At 71.7% G+C, this 19,167-nt stretch carries 14 protein-coding genes; 6 read left to right on the top strand and 8 right to left on the bottom strand.

The window, feature by feature from the left end:
* Positions 1 to 24: 24 nt before the first annotated feature.
* Positions 25 to 198 (bottom strand): hypothetical protein, encoded by a 174-nt coding sequence (locus tag ABD262_RS04005; RefSeq protein WP_344131503.1) that lies wholly within the window; start codon positions 196 to 198, stop codon positions 25 to 27.
* A gap of 151 nt (positions 199 to 349) precedes the next feature.
* Here ABD262_RS04005 and ABD262_RS04010 point away from each other — a divergent pair, with 151 nt between their 5' ends.
* Entirely contained in the window at positions 350 to 1,495 is a 1,146-nt protein-coding gene (locus tag ABD262_RS04010) for an alpha/beta hydrolase (protein WP_344131506.1), read from the top strand.
* Between the two features lie 15 nt (positions 1,496 to 1,510).
* Here the strand turns inward: ABD262_RS04010 and ABD262_RS04015 are convergent, their stop codons facing one another.
* A complete protein-coding gene (locus ABD262_RS04015; RefSeq protein ID WP_344131509.1) occupies positions 1,511 to 2,383 on the bottom strand; it encodes an SGNH/GDSL hydrolase family protein in 873 nt (290 codons plus the stop codon).
* An 89-nt stretch (positions 2,384 to 2,472) separates the two neighbouring features.
* Here ABD262_RS04015 and ABD262_RS04020 point away from each other — a divergent pair, with 89 nt between their 5' ends.
* The gene (locus ABD262_RS04020) at positions 2,473 to 4,476 is read left to right on the top strand and encodes a TIGR03960 family B12-binding radical SAM protein (RefSeq protein ID WP_344131512.1); all 2,004 of its coding nucleotides are present in this window, start codon (positions 2,473 to 2,475) and stop codon (positions 4,474 to 4,476) included.
* Positions 4,477 to 4,517: 41 nt separating this feature from the next.
* Here the strand turns inward: ABD262_RS04020 and ABD262_RS04025 are convergent, their stop codons facing one another.
* Both ABD262_RS04025 and ABD262_RS04030 read right to left on the bottom strand, forming a co-directional pair.
* Positions 4,518 to 5,474: a cupredoxin domain-containing protein gene (locus tag ABD262_RS04025; RefSeq protein WP_344131515.1), complete on the bottom strand. Its 957-nt coding sequence runs from the start codon at positions 5,472 to 5,474 to the stop codon at positions 4,518 to 4,520.
* 214 nt (positions 5,475 to 5,688) lie between these two features.
* Positions 5,689 to 7,614 carry a hemagglutinin gene (locus ABD262_RS04030; protein WP_344131518.1) on the bottom strand — a complete coding sequence of 642 codons (1,926 nt, stop codon included), beginning with the start codon at positions 7,612 to 7,614 and terminating at the stop codon, positions 5,689 to 5,691.
* A gap of 408 nt (positions 7,615 to 8,022) precedes the next feature.
* Here ABD262_RS04030 and ABD262_RS04035 point away from each other — a divergent pair, with 408 nt between their 5' ends.
* Positions 8,023 to 9,975, top strand: coding sequence for a S53 family peptidase (locus tag ABD262_RS04035; RefSeq protein ID WP_344131521.1), 1,953 nt, complete (start codon positions 8,023 to 8,025; stop codon positions 9,973 to 9,975).
* A 308-nt stretch (positions 9,976 to 10,283) separates the two neighbouring features.
* Positions 10,284 to 10,754, top strand: a complete 471-nt coding sequence (locus ABD262_RS04040) for a GNAT family N-acetyltransferase (RefSeq protein ID WP_344131524.1) — start codon at positions 10,284 to 10,286, stop codon at positions 10,752 to 10,754.
* 3 nt (positions 10,755 to 10,757) lie between these two features.
* Here the strand turns inward: ABD262_RS04040 and ABD262_RS04045 are convergent, their stop codons facing one another.
* From ABD262_RS04045 to ABD262_RS04060, 4 genes are all read right to left on the bottom strand, one after another.
* Complete coding sequence (locus tag ABD262_RS04045) at positions 10,758 to 11,366, bottom strand: hypothetical protein (protein ID WP_344131527.1); 609 nt, start codon at positions 11,364 to 11,366, stop codon at positions 10,758 to 10,760.
* Between the two features lie 156 nt (positions 11,367 to 11,522).
* Complete coding sequence (locus ABD262_RS04050; RefSeq protein WP_344131530.1) at positions 11,523 to 12,890, bottom strand: transaminase; 1,368 nt, start codon at positions 12,888 to 12,890, stop codon at positions 11,523 to 11,525.
* Between the two features lie 66 nt (positions 12,891 to 12,956).
* The gene (locus tag ABD262_RS04055; RefSeq protein ID WP_344131533.1) at positions 12,957 to 13,874 is read right to left on the bottom strand and encodes a TIGR03086 family metal-binding protein; all 918 of its coding nucleotides are present in this window, start codon (positions 13,872 to 13,874) and stop codon (positions 12,957 to 12,959) included.
* On the bottom strand, positions 13,874 to 14,851 hold the full coding sequence (locus ABD262_RS04060; RefSeq protein WP_344131536.1) for a phosphotransferase family protein: 978 nt from the start codon (positions 14,849 to 14,851) through the stop codon (positions 13,874 to 13,876). The genes ABD262_RS04055 and ABD262_RS04060 overlap by 1 nt, the downstream gene beginning before the upstream one ends.
* 79 nt (positions 14,852 to 14,930) lie before the next feature.
* On the opposite strand from ABD262_RS04060, the gene ABD262_RS04065 reads away from it, so the two are divergent.
* Both ABD262_RS04065 and ABD262_RS04070 read left to right on the top strand, forming a co-directional pair.
* Positions 14,931 to 15,683 carry a TIGR03936 family radical SAM-associated protein gene (locus tag ABD262_RS04065; protein ID WP_344131539.1) on the top strand — a complete coding sequence of 251 codons (753 nt, stop codon included), beginning with the start codon at positions 14,931 to 14,933 and terminating at the stop codon, positions 15,681 to 15,683.
* Positions 15,684 to 15,854: 171 nt separating this feature from the next.
* Entirely contained in the window at positions 15,855 to 19,049 is a 3,195-nt protein-coding gene (locus tag ABD262_RS04070; RefSeq protein ID WP_344131542.1) for an Rne/Rng family ribonuclease, read from the top strand.
* The last annotated feature ends 118 nt before the right edge of the window (positions 19,050 to 19,167 follow it).

A 19,167-nucleotide genomic window follows, 5' to 3' on the forward strand; every position in this document is an offset into this window, starting at 1 on the left:
GCTCCAGTATGCGGCCGGCGTCGGTCAGCGGGCAGGGCCGGTCGCGCCGACCGGGGTGGCGACCGGGGTGGCCGCCCGACCCGTGGCGTGGTGGGCCGTCGGGGCAGGGTCGGGACCCGCGCCGATCCAGTGGGCGGAGACCGCGAGGGCCAGCAGGAGACCGAAGAGGGCGATGATCCGGACCGATGACGCGCGCATGGCGGCGAGGGTAGGCAGCGAGTCTGGGAACCTCCTGAGTCGCCCCGGTCGGCTCCCAGCCAACCCCCAGCCGAGTCGCAGGCACCTCCCATCACCGCCGCGCACGCTGGCAGGGTGCTCCTGGGTCGGGGCAGGTCGGAGGTTGGGTGACATGCCCCTGCTGGGATGGCCACTACTGGTCACGCTGGGGCTGGCGACGGTGGCCTGCACGCTCCTGACCCTGCTCCTGTGGTCACGCGTGCGGGGGCCCCAGCCGGCCCGGGTCGGGCAGCGGGTCGGGCTGGTCGTGGCCGGCCAGCTCGCCGCGGTGCTGTTCGTCGCGGCGGCCCTCAACGACTACGGCTACTTCTACGGCTCCTGGTCCGAGCTCTTCGGGACGACAGCGGTCTCCGGCACCGCCGTCGTCCATGCCGCGGCCGCGCGGGTTGGGGGGCGCCACGGTGGTACGCCGCTGGCCGCCAGCTTCGACCCCTCGCTCGCCGGCATCGACTCCTGGTCGACACCCAGCCAGTGGGCCACCCGCGGCCGGGTGGAGGCCATGACGGTGGTGGGGGCGCACAGCGGCCTGTCCGAAGCCGCCGTCGTCTACCTGCCCCCGCAGTACTTCCAGAAGGCATACTCGGCGAAGCGGTTCCCCGCGGTCGAGGTGATGACCGGCTACCCCGGTGCGACGCGGGCGCTGGTCTCGCGGATGCAGTACCCCGACGTCCTGCTGTCGCAGATCGAGGCGCACCTGGCGAGACCGATGGTGCTGGTGATGCTTCGGCCGACCGCGGCGCCACCGCGTGACACGGAATGCACGGACGTCCCGGGTGGGCCCCAGGTCCTCACCTTCCTGGGCGAGGACGTCCCGCGAGCGATCTCCCGGGTCCTGCGCGTGACGCCCGTGGGTTGGGGCGCCATGGGCGACTCCACCGGCGGCTACTGCGCCACCAAGCTCATCCTCACGCACTCCTCCGTCTTCACCGCCGGCGCGTCGCTCTCCGGCTACTACCACACGCTCAAGGACGGCACGACCGGCGACCTCTGGGGTGGCTCGTCCGTGCTGCGCAACCTGAACGACCCGGAGTGGCTGCTGCGGCACCAGCCGGCCCCGCCGGTCTCGTTGTTCGCGACCATCGGGTCGGGGGAGGTCAGCGGCACCGGGCTGCGTGACACCCGCAGGTTCGTGGCCCTGGTCCACGCCCCCATGTCCGTGACGACCGTCGTCATCCCCGGGGGTGGGCACAACTTCAGGGCGTGGGCGACGATGATGCCGCGGGCGCTGGACTTCCTGTCCGCACACCTCGGGGCGTGAGGCGCCGCTGGCGCGTCAGCGGGGGGTGGCGGCGAGCAGGGCCCGGGCGATGAGGGCGTGCCCGGCGGCGTTGGGATGGTCGCCGTCCGAGGCCAGCAGCGAGGTCGGGTTGCGGCTGCCGTCGGCGCTGAGGAACGGCGCATAGAGGTCGACACAGGTGCCGCCGTAGGTCCGCGTCGTCGCGCAGATCACCCGGTTGGCGGCCACGGTCACGCGGTCACTCCAGTCGGCGAAGCCTGCTCCCCGCTGCCGGTCGGCCACGTCGCCGTCCTCGAACACGTTCCAGTACGTCGTCACCTCGACCCGCTGGCCCGACCCCCCGAGCGCCCTGATCCTGGCGAGGTCGGCGGCGAGCCCACGGCCCATGGCGGCCACGGCGGGCGCCATGCAGGCCGGGTCGCAACCGGCCCGCTCCCACTGGTCCTCGAGCGGGACCAGGTCGTTGGCCCCGATGGTCACGACGACCAGGTCGGCGCGCGCCACGGACCGGGACGGCCCGGGCTGGCCGAGCTGGGCGGCGAGCGAGCCGGTCGTCAGGCCGGGGAGCCCGAGGTTGGCTGCCGCCGTGGGCCGACCGTCGCGGGTGCCGACCAGCTCGGCGAACCGCTCCACGAAGGGGGCGCAGTCGCAGCTGGTCCCGGCTGCCACGGAGTCGCCGACCCCCACGACGGAGAGCGGGCGGGGTGCGGACGTCGTCGCTCGGCGGCTCGGCCAGGGGGTGCTCGGCCCGGGGGGGCTCTGGGCGGGGGAGGCCTGGGCCGGTCCGGGCCCCGCACCGGTGGGCGTCCACCCGCCGGTCATGCCGAGCACGGCCACGAGGGCGACGACGCCGGCGGCGAGCCCGAGGCCGCCGGCGACGACACGCAGGGGCAACAGGCGACGAGACACCCGCGCGATGGTACGAACCGTTCCTGTGAGCAATGTGGGAAGCGGCTCGTTTCGGTGGGCGGCGGTGCCGCCGTTACCCTTGTCCCACCATGACCTCCACCCCCGGCACCTCCGTCTTCCCGCTGCTCGAGCCGTTGCTCGAACAGGTCAGCAAGCCCATCCAGTACGTCGGGGGCGAGCTGAACTCCACGGTGAAGGACTGGAACTGCGGCGGCCACGGCCCGCAGGGCCAGGAGCTCACCACCCGTTGGGCGCTGATGTACCCCGACGCCTACGAGGTGGGCGTGCCCAACCAGGGCGTCATGATCCTCTACGAAGTCCTCAACGAGCGGCCCGACGCCCTCGCCGAGCGCACCTACGCGGTCTGGCCCGACCTCGAGGCGCTGATGCGCGAGTCGGGCGTGCCGCAGTTCACCGTCGACGCCCACCGCTCGATCCGCGACTTCGACGTGCTGGGCCTGTCGTTCTCGACCGAGCTCGGCTACACGAACATGCTGACCGCCCTCGACCTCGCCGGCATCCCGCTGCACGCGGTCGACCGTGCCGACGACGACCCGATCGTGGTCGCCGGCGGCCACGCCGCATTCAACCCCGAGCCGGTCGCCGACTTCGTCGACGCCGCCATCGTGGGCGACGGCGAGGAGGCCGTGCTGGCCGTGACCGACCTCATCGGCGCCTGGAAGGCCGAGGGTATGCCGGGTGGCCGGCGCGAGCTGCTCCTGCGGCTCGCGCGCACCGGCGGGGTCTACGTGCCCTCGCTCTACGACGTGTCCTACCTGCCTGACGGGCGGATCCAGCGCGTCGCCCCGAAGCCGGATGCCCAGGGCGTGCCGTGGCGGGTGTCGAAGCACACCGTCATGGACCTCGACGCGTGGCCCTACCCGAAGCAGCCGCTGGTGCCGCTGGCCGAGTCGGTGCACGAGCGGATGTCGGTGGAGATCTTCCGCGGCTGCACCCGAGGCTGCCGGTTCTGCCAGGCCGGCATGATCACCCGTCCCGTGCGTGAACGCTCCATCACCGGGATCGGCGAGATGGTCGAGCGAGGCCTGGCCGCAACGGGTTTCGAGGAGGTCGGCCTGCTGTCGCTGTCGTCCGCCGACCACTCCGAGATCGCCGAGATCGCCAAGGGGCTGGCCGACCGCTACGACGGCACCCAGACGGGGCTGTCGCTCCCGTCCACCCGCGTCGACGCCTTCAACATCGACCTCGCCAACGAGCTGACCCGCAACGGCCGGCGCTCCGGCCTGACCTTCGCGCCCGAGGGCGGCAGCGAGCGGATCCGCAAGGTCATCAACAAGATGGTGACCGAGGAAGACCTCATCAAGACCGTCTCGGCGGCCTACGGAGCCGGCTGGCGGCAGGTCAAGCTGTACTTCATGTGCGGCCTGCCCACCGAGACCGACGAGGACGTGCTCCAGATCGCCGAGCTCGCCAAGAAGGTGATCGAGACGGGGCGCCAGGTCTCGGGTCGCCGCGACATCCGGTGCACCGTCTCGATCGGTGGGTTCGTCCCCAAGCCGCACACCCCCTTCCAGTGGTGCGCGCAGCTCGGTGACGAGGAGACCGACGCGCGACTCGCCAAGCTCCGCGACGCGATCCGGTCCGACCGCCGCTACGGCAGCTCGATCGGGTTCCGCTACCACGACGGCAAGCCGGGCATCGTCGAAGGCCTCCTGTCGCGGGGTGACCGCCGCGTCGGCCGCGTCATCGAGCAGGTCTGGCGGGACGGCGGGCGCTTCGACGGCTGGAGCGAGCACTTCTCCTACGAGCGGTGGATGACCGCTGCCGAGACCGCGCTGGCCGACCTGCCCGTCGACGTCGCCTGGTACACCACCCGCGAGCGAGGCGAGACCGAGGTGCTCCCGTGGGACCACATCGACTCCGGCCTCGACAAGGAGTGGCTGTGGGCCGACTGGCAGGACGCCCTCGACGAGACCGAGGTCGACGACTGCCGCTGGACGCCCTGCTTCGACTGCGGCGTCTGCCCCCAGATGGGCACCGACATCGAGATCGGGCCGACCGGCAAGACGTTGCTGCCGCTCACCGTGCTCGGTGCCGGGCGCGAGGCGATGGCCGAGGTCCACTCACACTGAGCCCACCCGGCCGGAGCCGGGTGGGCCAGCAGCCCGACGGGTCAGGGAACGACGACGACGTCTCCCACCATGCCCATGTCGTCGTGGATGGCGCAGATGTAGTGGAACGTGCCCACCTTCATGAAGGTGACGTCGAACGGCGCGCCGGGAGCGAGCACCCCGCTGTTGAGGTCGCCACCGGCGAAGTGGGTCGGGTCACCGGAGGGTGCCAGGATCGCCAGCCCGGGAGGCTCCTGGCCGAAGGTGACCGTGTGCGGTGCGCCGGGCCCGGCCACGGAGAACGACACCGTGTGGCCGACGTGCACCACGACCCGGTCGCGCACGAACCGCGACACCCCGAAGCCCTCACCGTCGATGCCGACCAGCACACGCGAGCCGGTGGTGGCGTGCGTCTGCTTCGCCTCGCGCCAGGCGTCGCGTCCGCGGTTCAACGCTGCGTTCGCCTGCCGCGTCCCCGCTCGGTCGTAGTCGCGCTGGCTGTAGGGGTAGGCGGTGCCGGCCGGACGGACGTGCACGGTGCCGGTCATCATCAGGCCGTGCAGGAGGCAGTAGTACGTGAAGTCGCCCGTGGTCGAGAAGGTCAGGTGGTAGCTGGTGGCCGGGTCCGTGAAGACGAAGATCGGCTGCGTGGCCAGGATCCCGGAGTTGCGGTAGGTCGTGCCGTCGAAGGTCGAGGACCCCTGCGCGGTGGTCTGGGTCGGGTCGAACGGGTTGAACTCGGGCAGCGTCGTCCCGGGCGCGAGGAAGGTCACGGTGTGCGGCTCCGCGCTGTTCGAGGTCCAGTGGACGGTGTCACCGGCGTCGACCCAGATCTCCTTGGGCAGGAAGGCCATCGCGGTGACTGCCATGTCGGGGGTCTCGGCGCCGACGCGCACGTGCCACGTCATTGGGCCGGTGGGTGCAGCCGAGGCGTTCGTGCCGACGGCGAGGGGGAGGGCGAGGGCGGTGGTGGCGACGACGAGCAGGACGAGACGTCGCAGGACTGACTTCCCAGGCATGGGTGCTCCTTCGGGATCGCGACCCACGGTCGCGGGCGCGGCCGTGTCGGATTGCGCGTGGAGCCCTTCAGCGCGTGCGTTCCAGGTCAAGGGTGCTCGTCCTGCCCCGACCTCGCGTCATGCCATTGGGTGATTTCTTCGCTGGCAGTGCGACGGTGCCGCCGGGCCCTCAGGCTCGGCGGCACCGCCTAGGTGGTCGGACTGGGTCCGCGCGTCACGGGCTCGAGATCGTCCCGCCGTTGGCGACGGTCAGGCTCGACGTCTCGTGGCAGCTCGCGGGGATGTCCCGCTGCCCGGGGTTGGTGCTGTCGTAGCTGACCCGCCACGAGAACGACCCGGAGGCCGTCTGCGCCGGCGCGTTGCCGGACAGGACGGTCTGCGGCGAGGTGCCGGAGACGGTCTTCGTCGTCGAGAAGGCACTCGATCCGGTGCAGGTGCCGTTGGTGAAGAACTCGAACGACACCGTCCCGGCCATCGCCCCGCCAGCGGTGGCGGACACGGTCACCGAGTCACTCGGCACCCAGGTCTGCGCACTGGTCAGCGACGACGGCACCGTGGTGATGATGACGTCCTCGTTGGTGTCGTCGCAGGCCGTGTTGTGCGTCGTGGCGTTGTTGTTCGGCAGGTTCCCGCTGTAGGAGGCGACCCAGTGGTAGGTCCCTGCCGCGAGCGGGGTGAACTGCGGGTTGGGCGTGTTGTAGGTGTTGTTGCCCGACACCGTCACGGCCGCGGACGTGTAGGCGACCGTGGTGCAGTTGCCCGGCCCGTAGAGGGTGAACGTGATGGTGCCGCCCGCTGCAGCTCCGCCGGTGCCGGTCAGGTTGATGACCGGGTTGGCGGGCTGGGTGGCCAGGCCGCTCAGGGTGGCGGAGTCGCTGACCGTACCGCCGAGGACGACGCTCGCGCTGGCCGTGGTGGCCAGGGTGGGTGTCACCGGGTTGACGGTGAAGCACTCACTCGCGCTGGAGTCGCTCGAGCCGGGGATGCCGTTGGCGGAGTCACCGCCCCACGCTGCCCGCCAGCAGTACCGCCCTGCCGACGTCACGTAGGCAGTCGGGGACTGGACGGTCACGGGGTAGGCCGTGCCGCTCAGCGTGGTCGACCCCACCGCGGTTCCGCCCGTGGTGCACAGCCCGGGCGAGTCCACCTTGCAGAGCGAGAACGAGACCGAACCGGTCGGGGTGGCGGTGCCGCCCACGAGGTCCACCACGGCCGAGTCCTTGACCGACACCACACCGGTCCCGATGGACAGCCCACCAGCTGGGATGGTCGTGCCGTCACCCTGCTTCGGGGTGGTCACGGTGGTCGACGTGCAGTTGGTGATCGGCGGGGCGTTCTTGAGGATGGTGTCCTTGTAGTCAGCCGTGTCGGAGTTGCCCGTCACTGTGCTGGGGATGGTGTTGGCGAAGGTCTTGCACGCGGTGCTCCCGCCGAAGATGGTCGCCGTCAGGTCCACCGCGGCCTCACCACGGAACCCGTCCGCGCTGTAGGCGGCTTGGGAGACCGTGGAGTCGAGCAGGCCCGGTGCGCCCAACGTCAGGTTCGGCGCGGTGCCCGACCAGGTGCGCAGGTACAGGTCCTTGCTGCCACCCTGCTGGTCCCACAGGATCATGAAGTCGCCGGCCTTGCGGTTGGCCCACGGGTTGCAGCTCGCGATGAGCTGGGCGTCGGTGGCGGTGTCGTAGGCGCATGCCGCCGGAGCCGCGTTCTGCATGAACTCGTAGGCGATGAAGCCGCTGCCGCTGTTGGCGTCGCGCTCCCACGCGAAGTAGAGCCAGTCGTGGTTGGGGGCGGCGGTGTCGCGCTCGGTGTCGAGCCAGGCGCGGCGCAGGTCGACCTGCCCGTTGGGGTTGGTCGTGTCGAGCATCGGGACCGCAGCGTTGTGGATGACCCCGATCTTCGTGGTGTTCGCGTTCTTCGGCCCGAGCTCCTTGACGTTCCCGAACGGGTCGGGGAGCTCGGTGGTGTTGCCGTCGGGGATGGTGCCGTCGATCGTGTAGGGGCCGTCGGCGGCATACGCCACCTGCGGCAGGACCACCACACCGGCGACGACCAGCCCGGCGATCGCCAACGCGGCCTTGAGCCGCGACCTTCGAGTCATCGAGATCCCGCCCCCCGCGGCGGTCATGCGTCGTGTCATGACTTCCTCCATTCCCGCTTGTCCCGGCCCCGGACGGAACCGGGCACAGCAGCGCGCCGGCGTGGTGGACCGCGGCTCCGTCGTCGGGGGAGCCCGGTGGATCGGGGTCCGAGGACGGTGGGGTCGTCGGGCACGGTCGTCGTGTGCCGTGTTCCACGCTAGGACTGACGAGCGGTGGTCGTACCCGCCATAAGGCGCAGGAGGAAGAGCCCAAAGTGCCTCTTTCAGAACAAGATTGCGCGACAGTGCCACGGTCCGCCGCAAGATCGTGCGGGCCTGCTCTCTGGGATGTCCCCTCGATCCGGTGACATTTGTCATCGGGTCGGGACGGAACCGGGTGTCGAATGAAACGGCTCCACCCGGCTCGGTCGAGACCCGGCTGCGTCGTCACCCCTTCCCGGAGGTTCCATGTCCCGTCTGTCGAGAACCGCCTGCGCCGCCCTCGGCGCAGCAGCCCTGGTCACCGCAGCATCGGCCGGCTCCGCGCTGGCCGCCCCGTCCGGGCGGCACGCCCTGCCCGGCAGCGTCCCGTCGTGGGCCGTCGCGAAGAACCGCGCCGCCTCCGCCGACGCCGGCCAGCAGGTCACCTTCCGCGTCTACCTCAGCTACCGGGGCGGTGACGCGGCCGCGGCCTACGCCAACGCCGTGTCGACCCCCGGGAGCGCCAGCTACCGGAAGTTCCTGACTCCTGCGCAGTTCCGCGCCAGGTTCTCGCCGGCCCAGGCCGACGTCGCCGGGGTCTCGTCGTGGCTGAAGAGCCAGGGCTTCAGCGTCGGTTCGGTCCCTGCCAACCGCAAGTACGTCGAGGCCACCGGCACCCTTGCCCAGGCGGCCACGGCGTTCGACACCTCGTTCGCGGAGTTCCGCACCGAGGGCAAGACGGTGCGCGGCAACACCACTGCGCTCAAGGTGCCGGCGTCCCTCACCGCGGTGGAGGGTGTGGTCGGGCTCGACGAGTCGCAGACCCTGGCTCGCCAGGCCAAGGTGACCCCCGGACCGGCGCTGTTCCGCAACGCCCAGCCGACCAGTGACTACTGGGGCCAGAAGACGGTGCAGAACACCCCCACTCCGGACGGCACCCCGCTGCCGTCCTCGCCGAGTGCGTTCGCGCCCAAGGGGTATGCCGGGGCGCAGCTCCAGGGTCTCTACGGCATGACCGGGGCGATCGGCTCGGGCAACGACGGACGTGGGGTGCGGGTCGGGGTCATCGACGCGTACGCCTCGCCCACGATCCTGCAGGACGTGAACACCTACTCCGCCGCGCACGGGCTGCCCTCGCTGAACGGCCACTTCACCCAGGTCGTGGCGCCGGGCACCTACAACCGCCCGGAGAACCCGAAGCAGGACCCGCAGGGCTGGGCGGGTGAGGAGACCCTCGACGTCGAGGCGGTCCACACGATGGCCCCCGGCGCGGACATCACCTACATCGGGGCGCCGAACAACTACCGCGACCTCGACGCGATCATGAACCGGGTGGTCGACCAGCACCTGGCCGACATCGTCACCAACTCCTACGGCTACGGCGGCGAGGCTCTCCCGGCCGGCACGATCAAGCCGTCGCTGGACACCCAGATCCAGGCGGCTGCCGAGGGCATGACGTTGTTCTACTCCTCCGGAGACAACGCGGACGAGACCGGCGCCGTCGCAGGGGCGAGCCCCACCCCCGACTGGCCGGCCTCGAGCCCCTACGTCACGGCGGTCGGTGGCACGAGTGCTGGTGTGTCCCAGTCGAACGGCCGGGTCTTCGAGCTCGGATGGGAGACGGACAAGGGCACGCTCAACAAGGCCACGACGACCTGGAACACCCCCGCCTTCCTGTACGGCAGTGGTGGTGGCACCTCACGGCTGTTCGCCCAGCCGTCCTACCAGGCGGGTGTCGTGCCCAGCGCCATCTCGCAGACCTACGGTGGCAGCGCGATGCGGGCGGTGCCCGACGTCGCGGCACTCGGTGACCCGAACACGGGCATGCTCATCGGTGAGACGCAGACCTTCCCGGACGGCTCGCAGCACTACTCCGAGTACCGGATCGGCGGCACTTCGCTCTCCTCACCGCTCTACGCGGGCATGTTCGCCCTCGCCGAGCAGAAGGCCGGACACGCCTTCGGGCTGGCCAACCCGGTGCTCTACGGCGCTCGCACCTCCAGCATCGACATCACCAAGGCCGACCTCGCCACCTACCCCGGTGACGTCCGGTCCGACTACGTGAACGGCGTGGACGCCGCTGCCGGCTACGTCTACAGCGAGCGGACCTTCGACAGCGATGCCGCCCTGACCATCCACGTCCGCCCCGGGTACGACGACGTCACCGGCGTCGGGGTCCCCAACGGACAGGCGTGGTTGGACGCGGTCGCCTCCTCCTGACCGCCGTGCTCCGGCGGGCGGGTCCCTACACCCGCCCGCCGGTGCTCCATCGCCACCCGGGGTCGACGTGGTTGGGCCCGCGTGGATGGGACGGAGCGCGGCGACTCCCAGGGAACTCACATGAAACCGGTGACATTTGTCATCGGAGCTCGAGCCCGCCGCGTTGTCCAATGTGAGTGGCCGCGGTCGCCTCCTCCAGACCGCCGCGCACCAGTGATCGGGTTCCCTTCACCCGGCTGCTGGTGCCACCCCCAGCCGCTCGTGCGGAGAGGGCTGGGTATGCCGCCCGCTCGCCTAGGCTTCGCGCCATGGCTGAGCGGGCGGCATACGTTTGTCGGCAGGTGAGCGATGACGAGGCCGACCTGGGCGACCTGGTGCGGCTGCGGCTGGACTGGTCGCGGTCCCAGGGCCTCGACGCGACCCCGGACTTCGACGCGCGGTTCCGGGACTGGTGGGCCCGGGAGTCAGGTCGTCGGGTGGCCTGGTTGTCGAGCCCGGCGGAGGGCGGGCCGGCGGTGGCGATGGCGAACGCCACCGTCTTCGAGCGGATGCCCCGTCCCGGGACCCCGGAGGCGCGGTGGACCTACGTCGGCAACGTGTGGGTGGACGTCGAGCATCGCCGCCGCGGGGTGGGCGCGGCGTTGATGGACGAGGTGGTGCGGTGGTGCCGCGCCAGCGGGATGCTGCGGGTCGTGCTCAACCCGAGCGAGATGTCACTCCCGCTCTACCGCCGGCTCGGCTTCCGTCCCGCCGACGACCTGATGCGGCTCGACCTCTGACCGCTAGCCCATCCGGCTCGCGAACCACGGTTGGTGCAGGTCGAGGTAACGCATGTCGCTGACCTGGGCCATCTCGGACTCGAACTCGCGGCGCCGGTCCTCCGGCATCTCCTTCTTCTCGCCGACGCGGGCCTCCTCCTCGCTGCGGAACGAGATGGTCTCGGTGAAGAAGCCGTCCTCGTCGATCGCGATGGTGCCGCCGATGATCTCGGGACGCTGCTCCTGGAGCATGTCCATCGGCTGGTCCATGAAGCGCCGGAAGCGCTCGGGGTCGCTCAGCCGGCCCTGCATGACCTGCACGAAGCCCGCGTCGTCGGATCCGCCGCCCAGGAACATCTGCGCGTTGTCGCAGTCGTGGAAGATGACGTCGCCGTCGAAGCACTCCTTCATCTTGGTGAACCACTCACCCTGCTCGGGCCTGGTGGAGTTGCGGGCCGCCGCCTCCCGGCTCTCGAAGCGCACCACGCCCACGAACTCGTTGTCGTCGGTGAGGCCGTAGGTCCCACCCAGCCAGCCCTCGGCTGTCGGTCCCAGCTGCTCACGCCACTCGTCGGTCAACCGGTGCATTCGCTCGGCGTCCCGGCACTTTCCCTGGATGATCTGGATGAACACCGCATACCCTCCGCATCTCTCGCAGGGGCCGCTTCCCAGCGAAGTGGTCCACCTCCCGAAGTTACGCCGGCCGCCGCAGACCGTCACCGGACAAACCGGGCCCTGCGCCGAGCGGTCGCGGTCGCGGTCGGGTCGGGCGAGACGTCGGTCGACGAGTCAGCCGAAGAGGGCGCCGACGACCTCGCGGAAGGTCCGCGTGTGCAGGTCCACGTCGTCCCGCGAGGTCTCCGGGCACATCAGCGCCATGTTGTGGAAGGGCGTCATGAGGATGCCCCGGTTGGCCATGGCGAGGTGCAGGTAGGCGTCGAGGGCGTCGTCCGCTGCTGCGGCGGACTCCTCCCCGGATCGTGGTGCCGGACGGGCGAAGCGGTACTCCGCCCGGGCGCCGAGCCGGCTGATCGACCACGGCACGTCGAGCTCGTCGAGCGTCTGCTGGACCCCGGCGGTGAAGGCGGTGGCGAGCTCGGTCATGTGGGCGAACGCCTCGGGTGTCAGCACCTCGCCGAGCGTGGCCCGCATGGCAGCGGTCGAGAGGGCGTTGCCGGCCAGGGTCCCGCCGACCCCCCCGACGTCGACGATGTCGGCCTCGCCCGCCTCGGTGTGCCGCGTGACCGCCTGCGCGACCTCTCGCGACAACCCGTAGGCGCCGCAGGGGATCCCGCCGCCGATCGACTTGCCGATGACCAGCACGTCCGGCTCCAGGCCCCACTCGGTCGTCGCGCCGCCCCAGCCCGCCGAGAACGTGTGGGTCTCGTCGACCATGAGCAGCGAGCCGTACTTCGTGGCCAGCTCCCGGACCCCCTCGAGGAACCCCGGGTCGGGCAGGACGATCCCGATGTTGGTCAGGGCCGGCTCGGTCAGCACCGCAGCCACGTCGCCGTGGGCCAGGGCCGCCTCGACCGACGCGAGGTCGTTCCACGTGGCGACGCGGGTGGTGAGGTCGAGGTCGACCGGGGGAGCGACGTTCCCCGGCCGGCTCTGCGCCTTGCCGTCCGGACCGGGCAGGGCGAAGGCCTCGTCGACGGATCCGTGGTAGCAGTAGGCGAAGACGAGCACCTTCGGCCGCCCGGTGGCGAGCCTCGCCAGCCGGATCGCCCAGCGGTTGGCGTCGGTGGCCGACAGCGTGAAGCTCCACAGCGGCATACCGAACCGTCGCTCCAGCTCGGCACCCACCCACTGGGCGTCGGCGGTGGGGAGCATCGTGGTGATCCCGCCGAGCTCGCCGGCCCGCCGCTGCACCGCGGCCACGGTCGCGGCGGGGGAGTGCCCCGCCATGGCGCCGGTGTCGCCGAGCGCGAAGTCGACGTAGGTGTGGCCGTCGACGTCGGTCACGCGGTTGCCCGAAGCGCGGTCGAGGTAGAGGGGGAACCCGCCCGACCACATGTTCATCCACGTCATGGGCACCCGTCCGAAGAGGTTGCCCGCCTCCTCGAAGAGGGCGCGGCTGCGGGGGTGGCCGTCGGTGTATGCCGCCTGCTCGCCGTCGAGGAGGGTGGCCAGCCGGGTGCGGTCGAGGTCTGCCATGGGGACACGCTAGGACCGGCAGGCGTCCGGCCGCACGCGACTGCGGATTCCGAAGGTGTGGGTGGGTCAGCCCTTGACGTAGGAGAGCTTCTCGCAGACCAGCCCGTCCCGGAACCGGAGGACGTCCACCCCGCGGATGTGTCCCGGTGCCCCCTCGGGATCGGTCCAGCTGTAGGACCACCGGACCACCGCCCGGTCGCCGGCGACGAACTGCTCCTCGGTCGAGAACAGGGGGTCCGTGGTCTCGGCGAACATCTGGGTCCACACGGCGTGCGCGGCGTCGGCTCCCTCGTGGCGCACCCCGTCCGGCGCGGGACCGGTGGCCTCGAACACGCAGTCGGGTGTCATCTCGAGTCTGGCGGCGTCCATGTCGCCGGCGCCGAACGCGCGCAGGAAGCGCGCGGCGCAGGCGTGGTTGGGGCCCCACTCGGAGTCTCGTCCGAACGTCGCGAGCAGGTCTCCCTGCGCGCCGCCGTGGGAGATGGCGCGCGGCGCCACCGCCCCTGCGTCGCGGTAGAGCGACTCGCGGTCGGCGAACCAGCCGGCCACCCCCGCCACCAGCGTGGGGTCGAGGCGCCGGTCGGTGCCGGTCGCCGCCGACAGGTCCCAGGAGTGGATGAGGTGGTCGGCGGCGAGCTGCCACACGTACTCGGACACGTCGGTGTCGCCGAACGACAGCGGGACGGTCCCGCCCCGGGGCAGCCGCTCGGCGACCGACGTCGCGGCGGCCTTGGCCGCGTCGATCGACCGGGCGACCGGCTCGTCACCGAGCAGGTCGCCGTCCAGGCTGGAGCCGACCTCCTCGATCGTGCGGCCCTCCATCAGGGCGACGGTCCACAGGTCCTCCGACGTCACGTGGTTCACCAGGTCGCGCACGCTCCACTCACTGCACGGCGTCGGAGATCCCCACTGGTCGGCGCGGACGGCGACGACGACGTCGGCCCAGCGCTCGACCGTCCGGTGGTACAGCGTGTTTAGGTCCATCAGATCGCTCCGCTCTGCAGTGCCGTTCGGGTGGCGTCCACCCACCAGTCGAGGTCCGTCCTCTCCCGGTCCCGGATCGCCGGATCCGGGTGCTCGACCGCGTCGAGCGCCTTGTTCCACCCCAGCCAGACCATGGCCGACAGCAGGCCGAGGTGCATCGTCCGGTCGTCGCAGGCTGGTCCGGCCGCCGCGCGGTACCACCCGATGAGGTCATCCCTCGTCGCGTCGACGACCGAGGAACACCCCGCCACGAATCGGGCGACGTCGAGGGCGCCCGGTCCCTCGGTCGCCATCGCCCAGTCGAGCAGGACGAGGTCGTCGCCCTCGAAGGCCATGTTGACCGTGGCGAGGTCGCCGTGGACCAGTGTCGAGGGCGCGCGGTGCAGGGCGGTGACCAGCGGCGCCGGGTCGTCGAGCAGACCCAGCACGGGCTCTGCGACCTCGGCGGGGGCGGCGTCGGCGAACAGGTCCCACCCCCGCAGCGCCAGCCGCATCAGCTCGAGCTCGTCGACGTGCGCCTCCCGGATGCGCCGCGGGGTGAAGAGGGTGACGACGAGCTCGAGGGGCGCCAGACCGGGCGGCGCCTGGCCGAGGAAGGCGCGGTGCAGGGCGGCGACCGCGGTCATCGTCCGCGCCGCACGGTCGGTCGTGAGCCGGTCGTCCCAGCCCAGGACCCGGTCGCCGAGGTCGCGCAGCACCAGGACGGTGCCGTCTCCCTCGACCCAGCCGTCCAGCACGGCGTGACCGACACCGGGTGGCAGCCGGTCGAACGCGCCGTCGCGCCAGAGGACGTACTCCCTCGAGGGGCCACCACCGGTCATGGCCAGGGTCACGTCGTGCGCCGGGTCGACCCGCTTGACCACGAGCACGCGCCCGTCCCGGAGCCGGACTCGCTCCAGTCCCGCTCCGGACTTGCCCACGTGGTCCGAGACCACCGTGCGTTCCACGACGTCGCGCAGGACGTCGCCCGCTGCCACGAGTTCACCGTGGCACGTCCCGCACCGGCCCGCCATGGCCCGTTGGAGCCACCCGCGCAGGAGTGCCTAGGCTTCCACCATGGCCAGGCAACGTGTACCCGAAGGACCCCCACCCGCCCTGGCGGTGCAGAAGCTGCGGATCCGGTACGCCAAGCGCGGTCGGCTGCGGTTCTCCTCGACGAGGGACTTCCAGCGGGCGCTCGAGCGCGCGCTGCGCCGAGCCGGCGTGCCGATGGCCTTCTCGGCGGGGTTCCACCCGCACCCCAAGATCAGCTACGCGAACGCCGCGCCGACCGGCACCGCCAGCGAGGCGGAGTACTTCGAGATCTCGGTGACCGAGCGGGTGGACCCAGAGTCAGTGCGACGCGCCCTCGACGAGGCGCTCCCGGAGGGCCTCGACGTGCTCGAGGTCGTCGAGGCCGCTCCGGGCGCCCTGGCCGACCGCCTCCAGGGCAGCGACTGGGTGATGGACTTCCCGGGCGTCACCGCCGAGCAGCTGCAGGCCGCCGCCGACCAGCTCCTCGCGCTCGAGCGGGTCGAGGTGACCAGGACCTTCAAGACCGGTCCGAAAACGTTCGACGTGAGGTCCGCCGTCGTGTCGATGACCACCGAGCCGTCCCAGCGCCCCGACTGTGCGATACTTCGGGTGGTTGTACGGCACACCACACCGGCCGTACGCCCCGACGACGTCCTGACCGCGCTGCGAGCAGCCACGGAGCTGGCGCCACCGGCACCACCCCTGGTGACCCGACTGGCGCAAGGCCCGCTGCGACCCGCAACCGCTGGGGTGGCTGATCCACTGGCTGCCGACGAGGACGACGACGGCGCCTGACTTGGTGCCGCGCGACCTGCGCGAGCCTCGACAGGCGTAGCCCAACCGACTTCCGTGCCGACGGCACCCGCCGCCGACACGAGCAACACCGCGCACCACGTGGCCGAGGGGAGAGTCCGATCCGGACTCTCGGTGTGGCCTTCGCCCGTGGGTGACGGAAGGACGCCACGGATGGCCTCCACGGAAGACCTGTTCAACCCCGACTCCTCCTCGCAGGACGTTCCCTCGGAGCGCGCCGACGGCGCTGCTGGCACGGCCGGCACCGAGAGTGTGCCGGCCCCGGCTCGCAAGCGGGCCCGCCGTGCCACGAAGAAGGCCTCCGCCCCGGTGCTCCCGGCCGACGGTGGCGAGCCGGTCGAGACCGCACCGGCGGGAAGCGAGACCGCGCAGCCCACCTCCGCCGAGGGCACCGCACCGGCCGAGGACGCCGTGCCGGCAGCGAAGACGGCCAAGAAGGCCGCGGCGAAGAAGACCACCGCCAAGAAGGCGACTGCGAAGAAGACCACCGCGAAGAAGGCGACTACCAAGAAGGCGGCCAAGGCCGCCCCGGCGCAGGAGCCGGTCAGTGGGCAGCTCGGGGCCGAGCCGACCGCCGAGGAAGCGGCCCTGACGCTGCTCGCGGCCCCGGCCGACGCCGACACCGACGCGTTCACCGACGCTGACACCGACGCCGACACCGCGGTCGAGGCCGCTGTCAGCGAGGAGGACGAGGTCGAGCTGGACGCCGACGGCCAGCCGACCGCAGCCACCGTGCCCAGCTTCGGTGTGCTGTTCCAGGCGCCCGACCCGGCCGCCGCCCGCCCGACCCGCCGCCGCGCCGCGACCAAGGCCGCCGGACCGCCGCAGGTCGCTGCCGTGCCCACCACCGAGACCACGGACTCCGCCGATGCCGACGAGGCCGTCGGGTCGGCCGCCGCCACTGACACGCCCGCCCAGACCCCCGACGACAAGGCGCCGGCCCCTCGGCGCCGGCGGGGTCGCGGAGGACGGGGAGCCCAGTCCGACGCCGCGCACCCCGATGCCGCGGGTGACGCCGCAGCGATCGAGCCGGGCGGCCGGGACGACCAGGACGACCAGAACGACCAGGACGAGACCAGCCAGCACCGCGACGACGAGGCCGACGGTGGCAGCGAGGGCGGTCGCCGTCGTCGTCGCCGCGGTGGCAAGGGTCGCGGTCGCGGTCGCGGCCAGGGTGACTCCGACTCCGCCGCGACGTCCGACGAGGACGAGGACTCCGGCTCCGACAGCCAGGACGCCGAGGCGTCCGACGAGCAGGGCGTCGACGGGGACGGCTCGTCGACCCGTCGCCGTCGTCGCCGCCGCCGCAGCGGATCCTCCGCCGAGGGGGACGACCCGCCCGGCACCGTGACTCGGGTGCGCGAGTCACGCCGCGACGAGCCGCAGAGCGTCAAGGGCTCGACCCGCCTGGAGGCCAAGAAGCAGCGCCGCCGCGAGGGCCGCGAGGCCGGTCGTCGCCGCACGATCATCACCGAGGCCGAGTTCCTGGCCCGGCGCGAGAGCGTCGAGCGGGTGATGGTCGTCCGCGAGCGCGAGGGCCGCACCCAGATCGGCGTCCTCGAGGACAACGTCCTGGTGGAGCACTACGTGTCCCGCGAGACCAACGCGTCGATGGCCGGCAACGTCTACCTCGGTCGGGTCCAGAACGTGCTCCCGTCGATGGAGGCTGCCTTCGTCGACATCGGCAAGGGGCGCAACGCCGTCCTCTACGCCGGTGAGGTCAACTGGGACGCCGCGGGCCTGGAGAACAACCAGCCCAAGCGGATCGAGAACGCCCTCAAGTCGGGCGACACCGTCCTCGTGCAGGTCACCAAGGACCCGATCGGCCACAAGGGCGCCCGCCTGACCAGCCAGATCTCGCTCCCGGGCCGCTACCTGGTCTACGTGCCCGAGGGCTCGATGACCGGCATCTCCCGCAAGCTCCCCGACACCGAGCGCAGCCGCCTCAAGGGCATCCTCAAGGAGGTTGTCCCCGACAGCGCCGGCGTCATCGTGCGCACCGCCGCCGAGGGGGCCAGCGAGGAGGAGCTGCGCGCCGACGTCGAGCGGCTCACGAAGACCTGGGACAAGATCAAGGCCAAGGCCGACTCCAAGAGCAAGGGCAAGGGCGGCGCGCCGTGCCTGGTCCACGGTGAGCCCGACCTGACCGTGCGGGTCATCCGCGACGTGTTCAACGAGGACTTCACCTCGCTCGTGGTGGCCGGCGACCAGGCGTGGGGAGAGGTCAGCGAGTACCTCGGCGACGTCGCCCCCGACCTCGCCGAGCGCCTGAAGAAGTGGACCTCCGAGGAGGACCTGTTCACCCACTACCGCGTGGACGAGCAGATCGCCAAGGCCATGGACCGCAAGGTCTGGCTGCCCTCCGGCGGCTCCCTGGTCATCGACCGCACCGAGGCCATGACGGTCGTCGACGTCAACACCGGCAAGTTCGTCGGGTCGGGCGGCAACCTCGAGGAGACCGTCACCAAGAACAACATCGAGGCCGCCGAGGAGATCGTCCGCCAGCTCCGGCTGCGCGACATCGGCGGGATCATCGTCATCGACTTCATCGACATGGTCCTCGAGAGCAACCGTGACCTCGTGGTCCGACGCCTCCTGGAGTGCCTGGGCCGCGACCGCACCAAGCACCAGGTCGCCGAGGTGACCTCGCTCGGCCTGGTCCAGATGACCCGCAAGCGGGTCGGGTCCGGCCTCATCGAGGTCTTCTCCGAGAACTGCGAGCACTGCGGTGGCCGCGGGATCATCGTGCACGCCGACCCGGTCGAGAAGCCGTCCGGCGGCGACGGTGGGCGTGACAGCGGTCGCGACAGTGGTGGCAACAACAGCGGCTCCGGTGCGGGTGGCCAGGCCGCGCGCAACGGGCGTGGCCGTCGTGGCCGCTCCGGTGCAGCCGCCAGCACGCCCGAGCCGGCCCCGCAGCAGGTGCACTCCGGGCCGACGCCGGCCCAGATCGCCGCAGCGGCGCATGCCGCGGCGCTGAAGTCGGCCGACCACCACCACGACGACCTCGACGAGCACGGTGACCACGACTTCGGTGACCACGACCACGGTGACCACGACCACGGAGACCACGACTTCGGTGACGGCACCCAGGAGGCGCCGGTCGTCGAGGTGCACGAGGACGTGGTCGAGCAGGCGCCTGAGCCCACCACCCAGCCCGAGCCCACCCCTGAGCCCGAGCCCACCCCCGAGCCCACCCCCGAGCCCGAGCCGCCCACCGCCGAGCCGGTCGCGGCCGCCCCCAAGCGGCGCAAGCGTGGCCGCGTCGTGGCCCCCGCCGGACCGCCGCGTGCGGTCCCCGGTGACGACGACGCCTCAGCCGTCGCTGAGGCGGGCTCGGACCGTTAGCGAGCCGTGCGGCATACCGGCGGGTCGACCGCTGGTGTGCCGCACGACTGCCGGTTTGGTCGGCGAGCCCTCCACCCGGTAATCTTGCGCCTTGGTGCGCCCACCGTCCGGCGTCCGC

It is taken from the genome of Pedococcus bigeumensis (genome assembly GCF_039531795.1).
GTDB lineage: Bacteria > Actinomycetota > Actinomycetes > Actinomycetales > Dermatophilaceae > Pedococcus > Pedococcus bigeumensis.

Coding starts and splice junctions, on each gene's coding strand:
- ABD262_RS04005 (WP_344131503.1), bottom strand. CDS start 198: ATGCGCGCGTCATCGGTCCGGATCATCGCCCTCTTCGGTCTCCTGCTG.
- ABD262_RS04050 (WP_344131530.1), bottom strand. CDS start 12,890: ATGGCAGACCTCGACCGCACCCGGCTGGCCACCCTCCTCGACGGCGAG.
- ABD262_RS04025 (WP_344131515.1), bottom strand. CDS start 5,474: ATGCCTGGGAAGTCAGTCCTGCGACGTCTCGTCCTGCTCGTCGTCGCC.
- ABD262_RS04035 (WP_344131521.1), top strand. CDS start 8,023: ATGTCCCGTCTGTCGAGAACCGCCTGCGCCGCCCTCGGCGCAGCAGCC.
- ABD262_RS04065 (WP_344131539.1), top strand. CDS start 14,931: ATGGCCAGGCAACGTGTACCCGAAGGACCCCCACCCGCCCTGGCGGTG.
- ABD262_RS04070 (WP_344131542.1), top strand. CDS start 15,855: ATGGCCTCCACGGAAGACCTGTTCAACCCCGACTCCTCCTCGCAGGAC.
- ABD262_RS04030 (WP_344131518.1), bottom strand. CDS start 7,614: ATGACACGACGCATGACCGCCGCGGGGGGCGGGATCTCGATGACTCGA.
- ABD262_RS04010 (WP_344131506.1), top strand. CDS start 350: ATGCCCCTGCTGGGATGGCCACTACTGGTCACGCTGGGGCTGGCGACG.
- ABD262_RS04040 (WP_344131524.1), top strand. CDS start 10,284: ATGGCTGAGCGGGCGGCATACGTTTGTCGGCAGGTGAGCGATGACGAG.
- ABD262_RS04055 (WP_344131533.1), bottom strand. CDS start 13,874: ATGGACCTAAACACGCTGTACCACCGGACGGTCGAGCGCTGGGCCGAC.
- ABD262_RS04020 (WP_344131512.1), top strand. CDS start 2,473: ATGACCTCCACCCCCGGCACCTCCGTCTTCCCGCTGCTCGAGCCGTTG.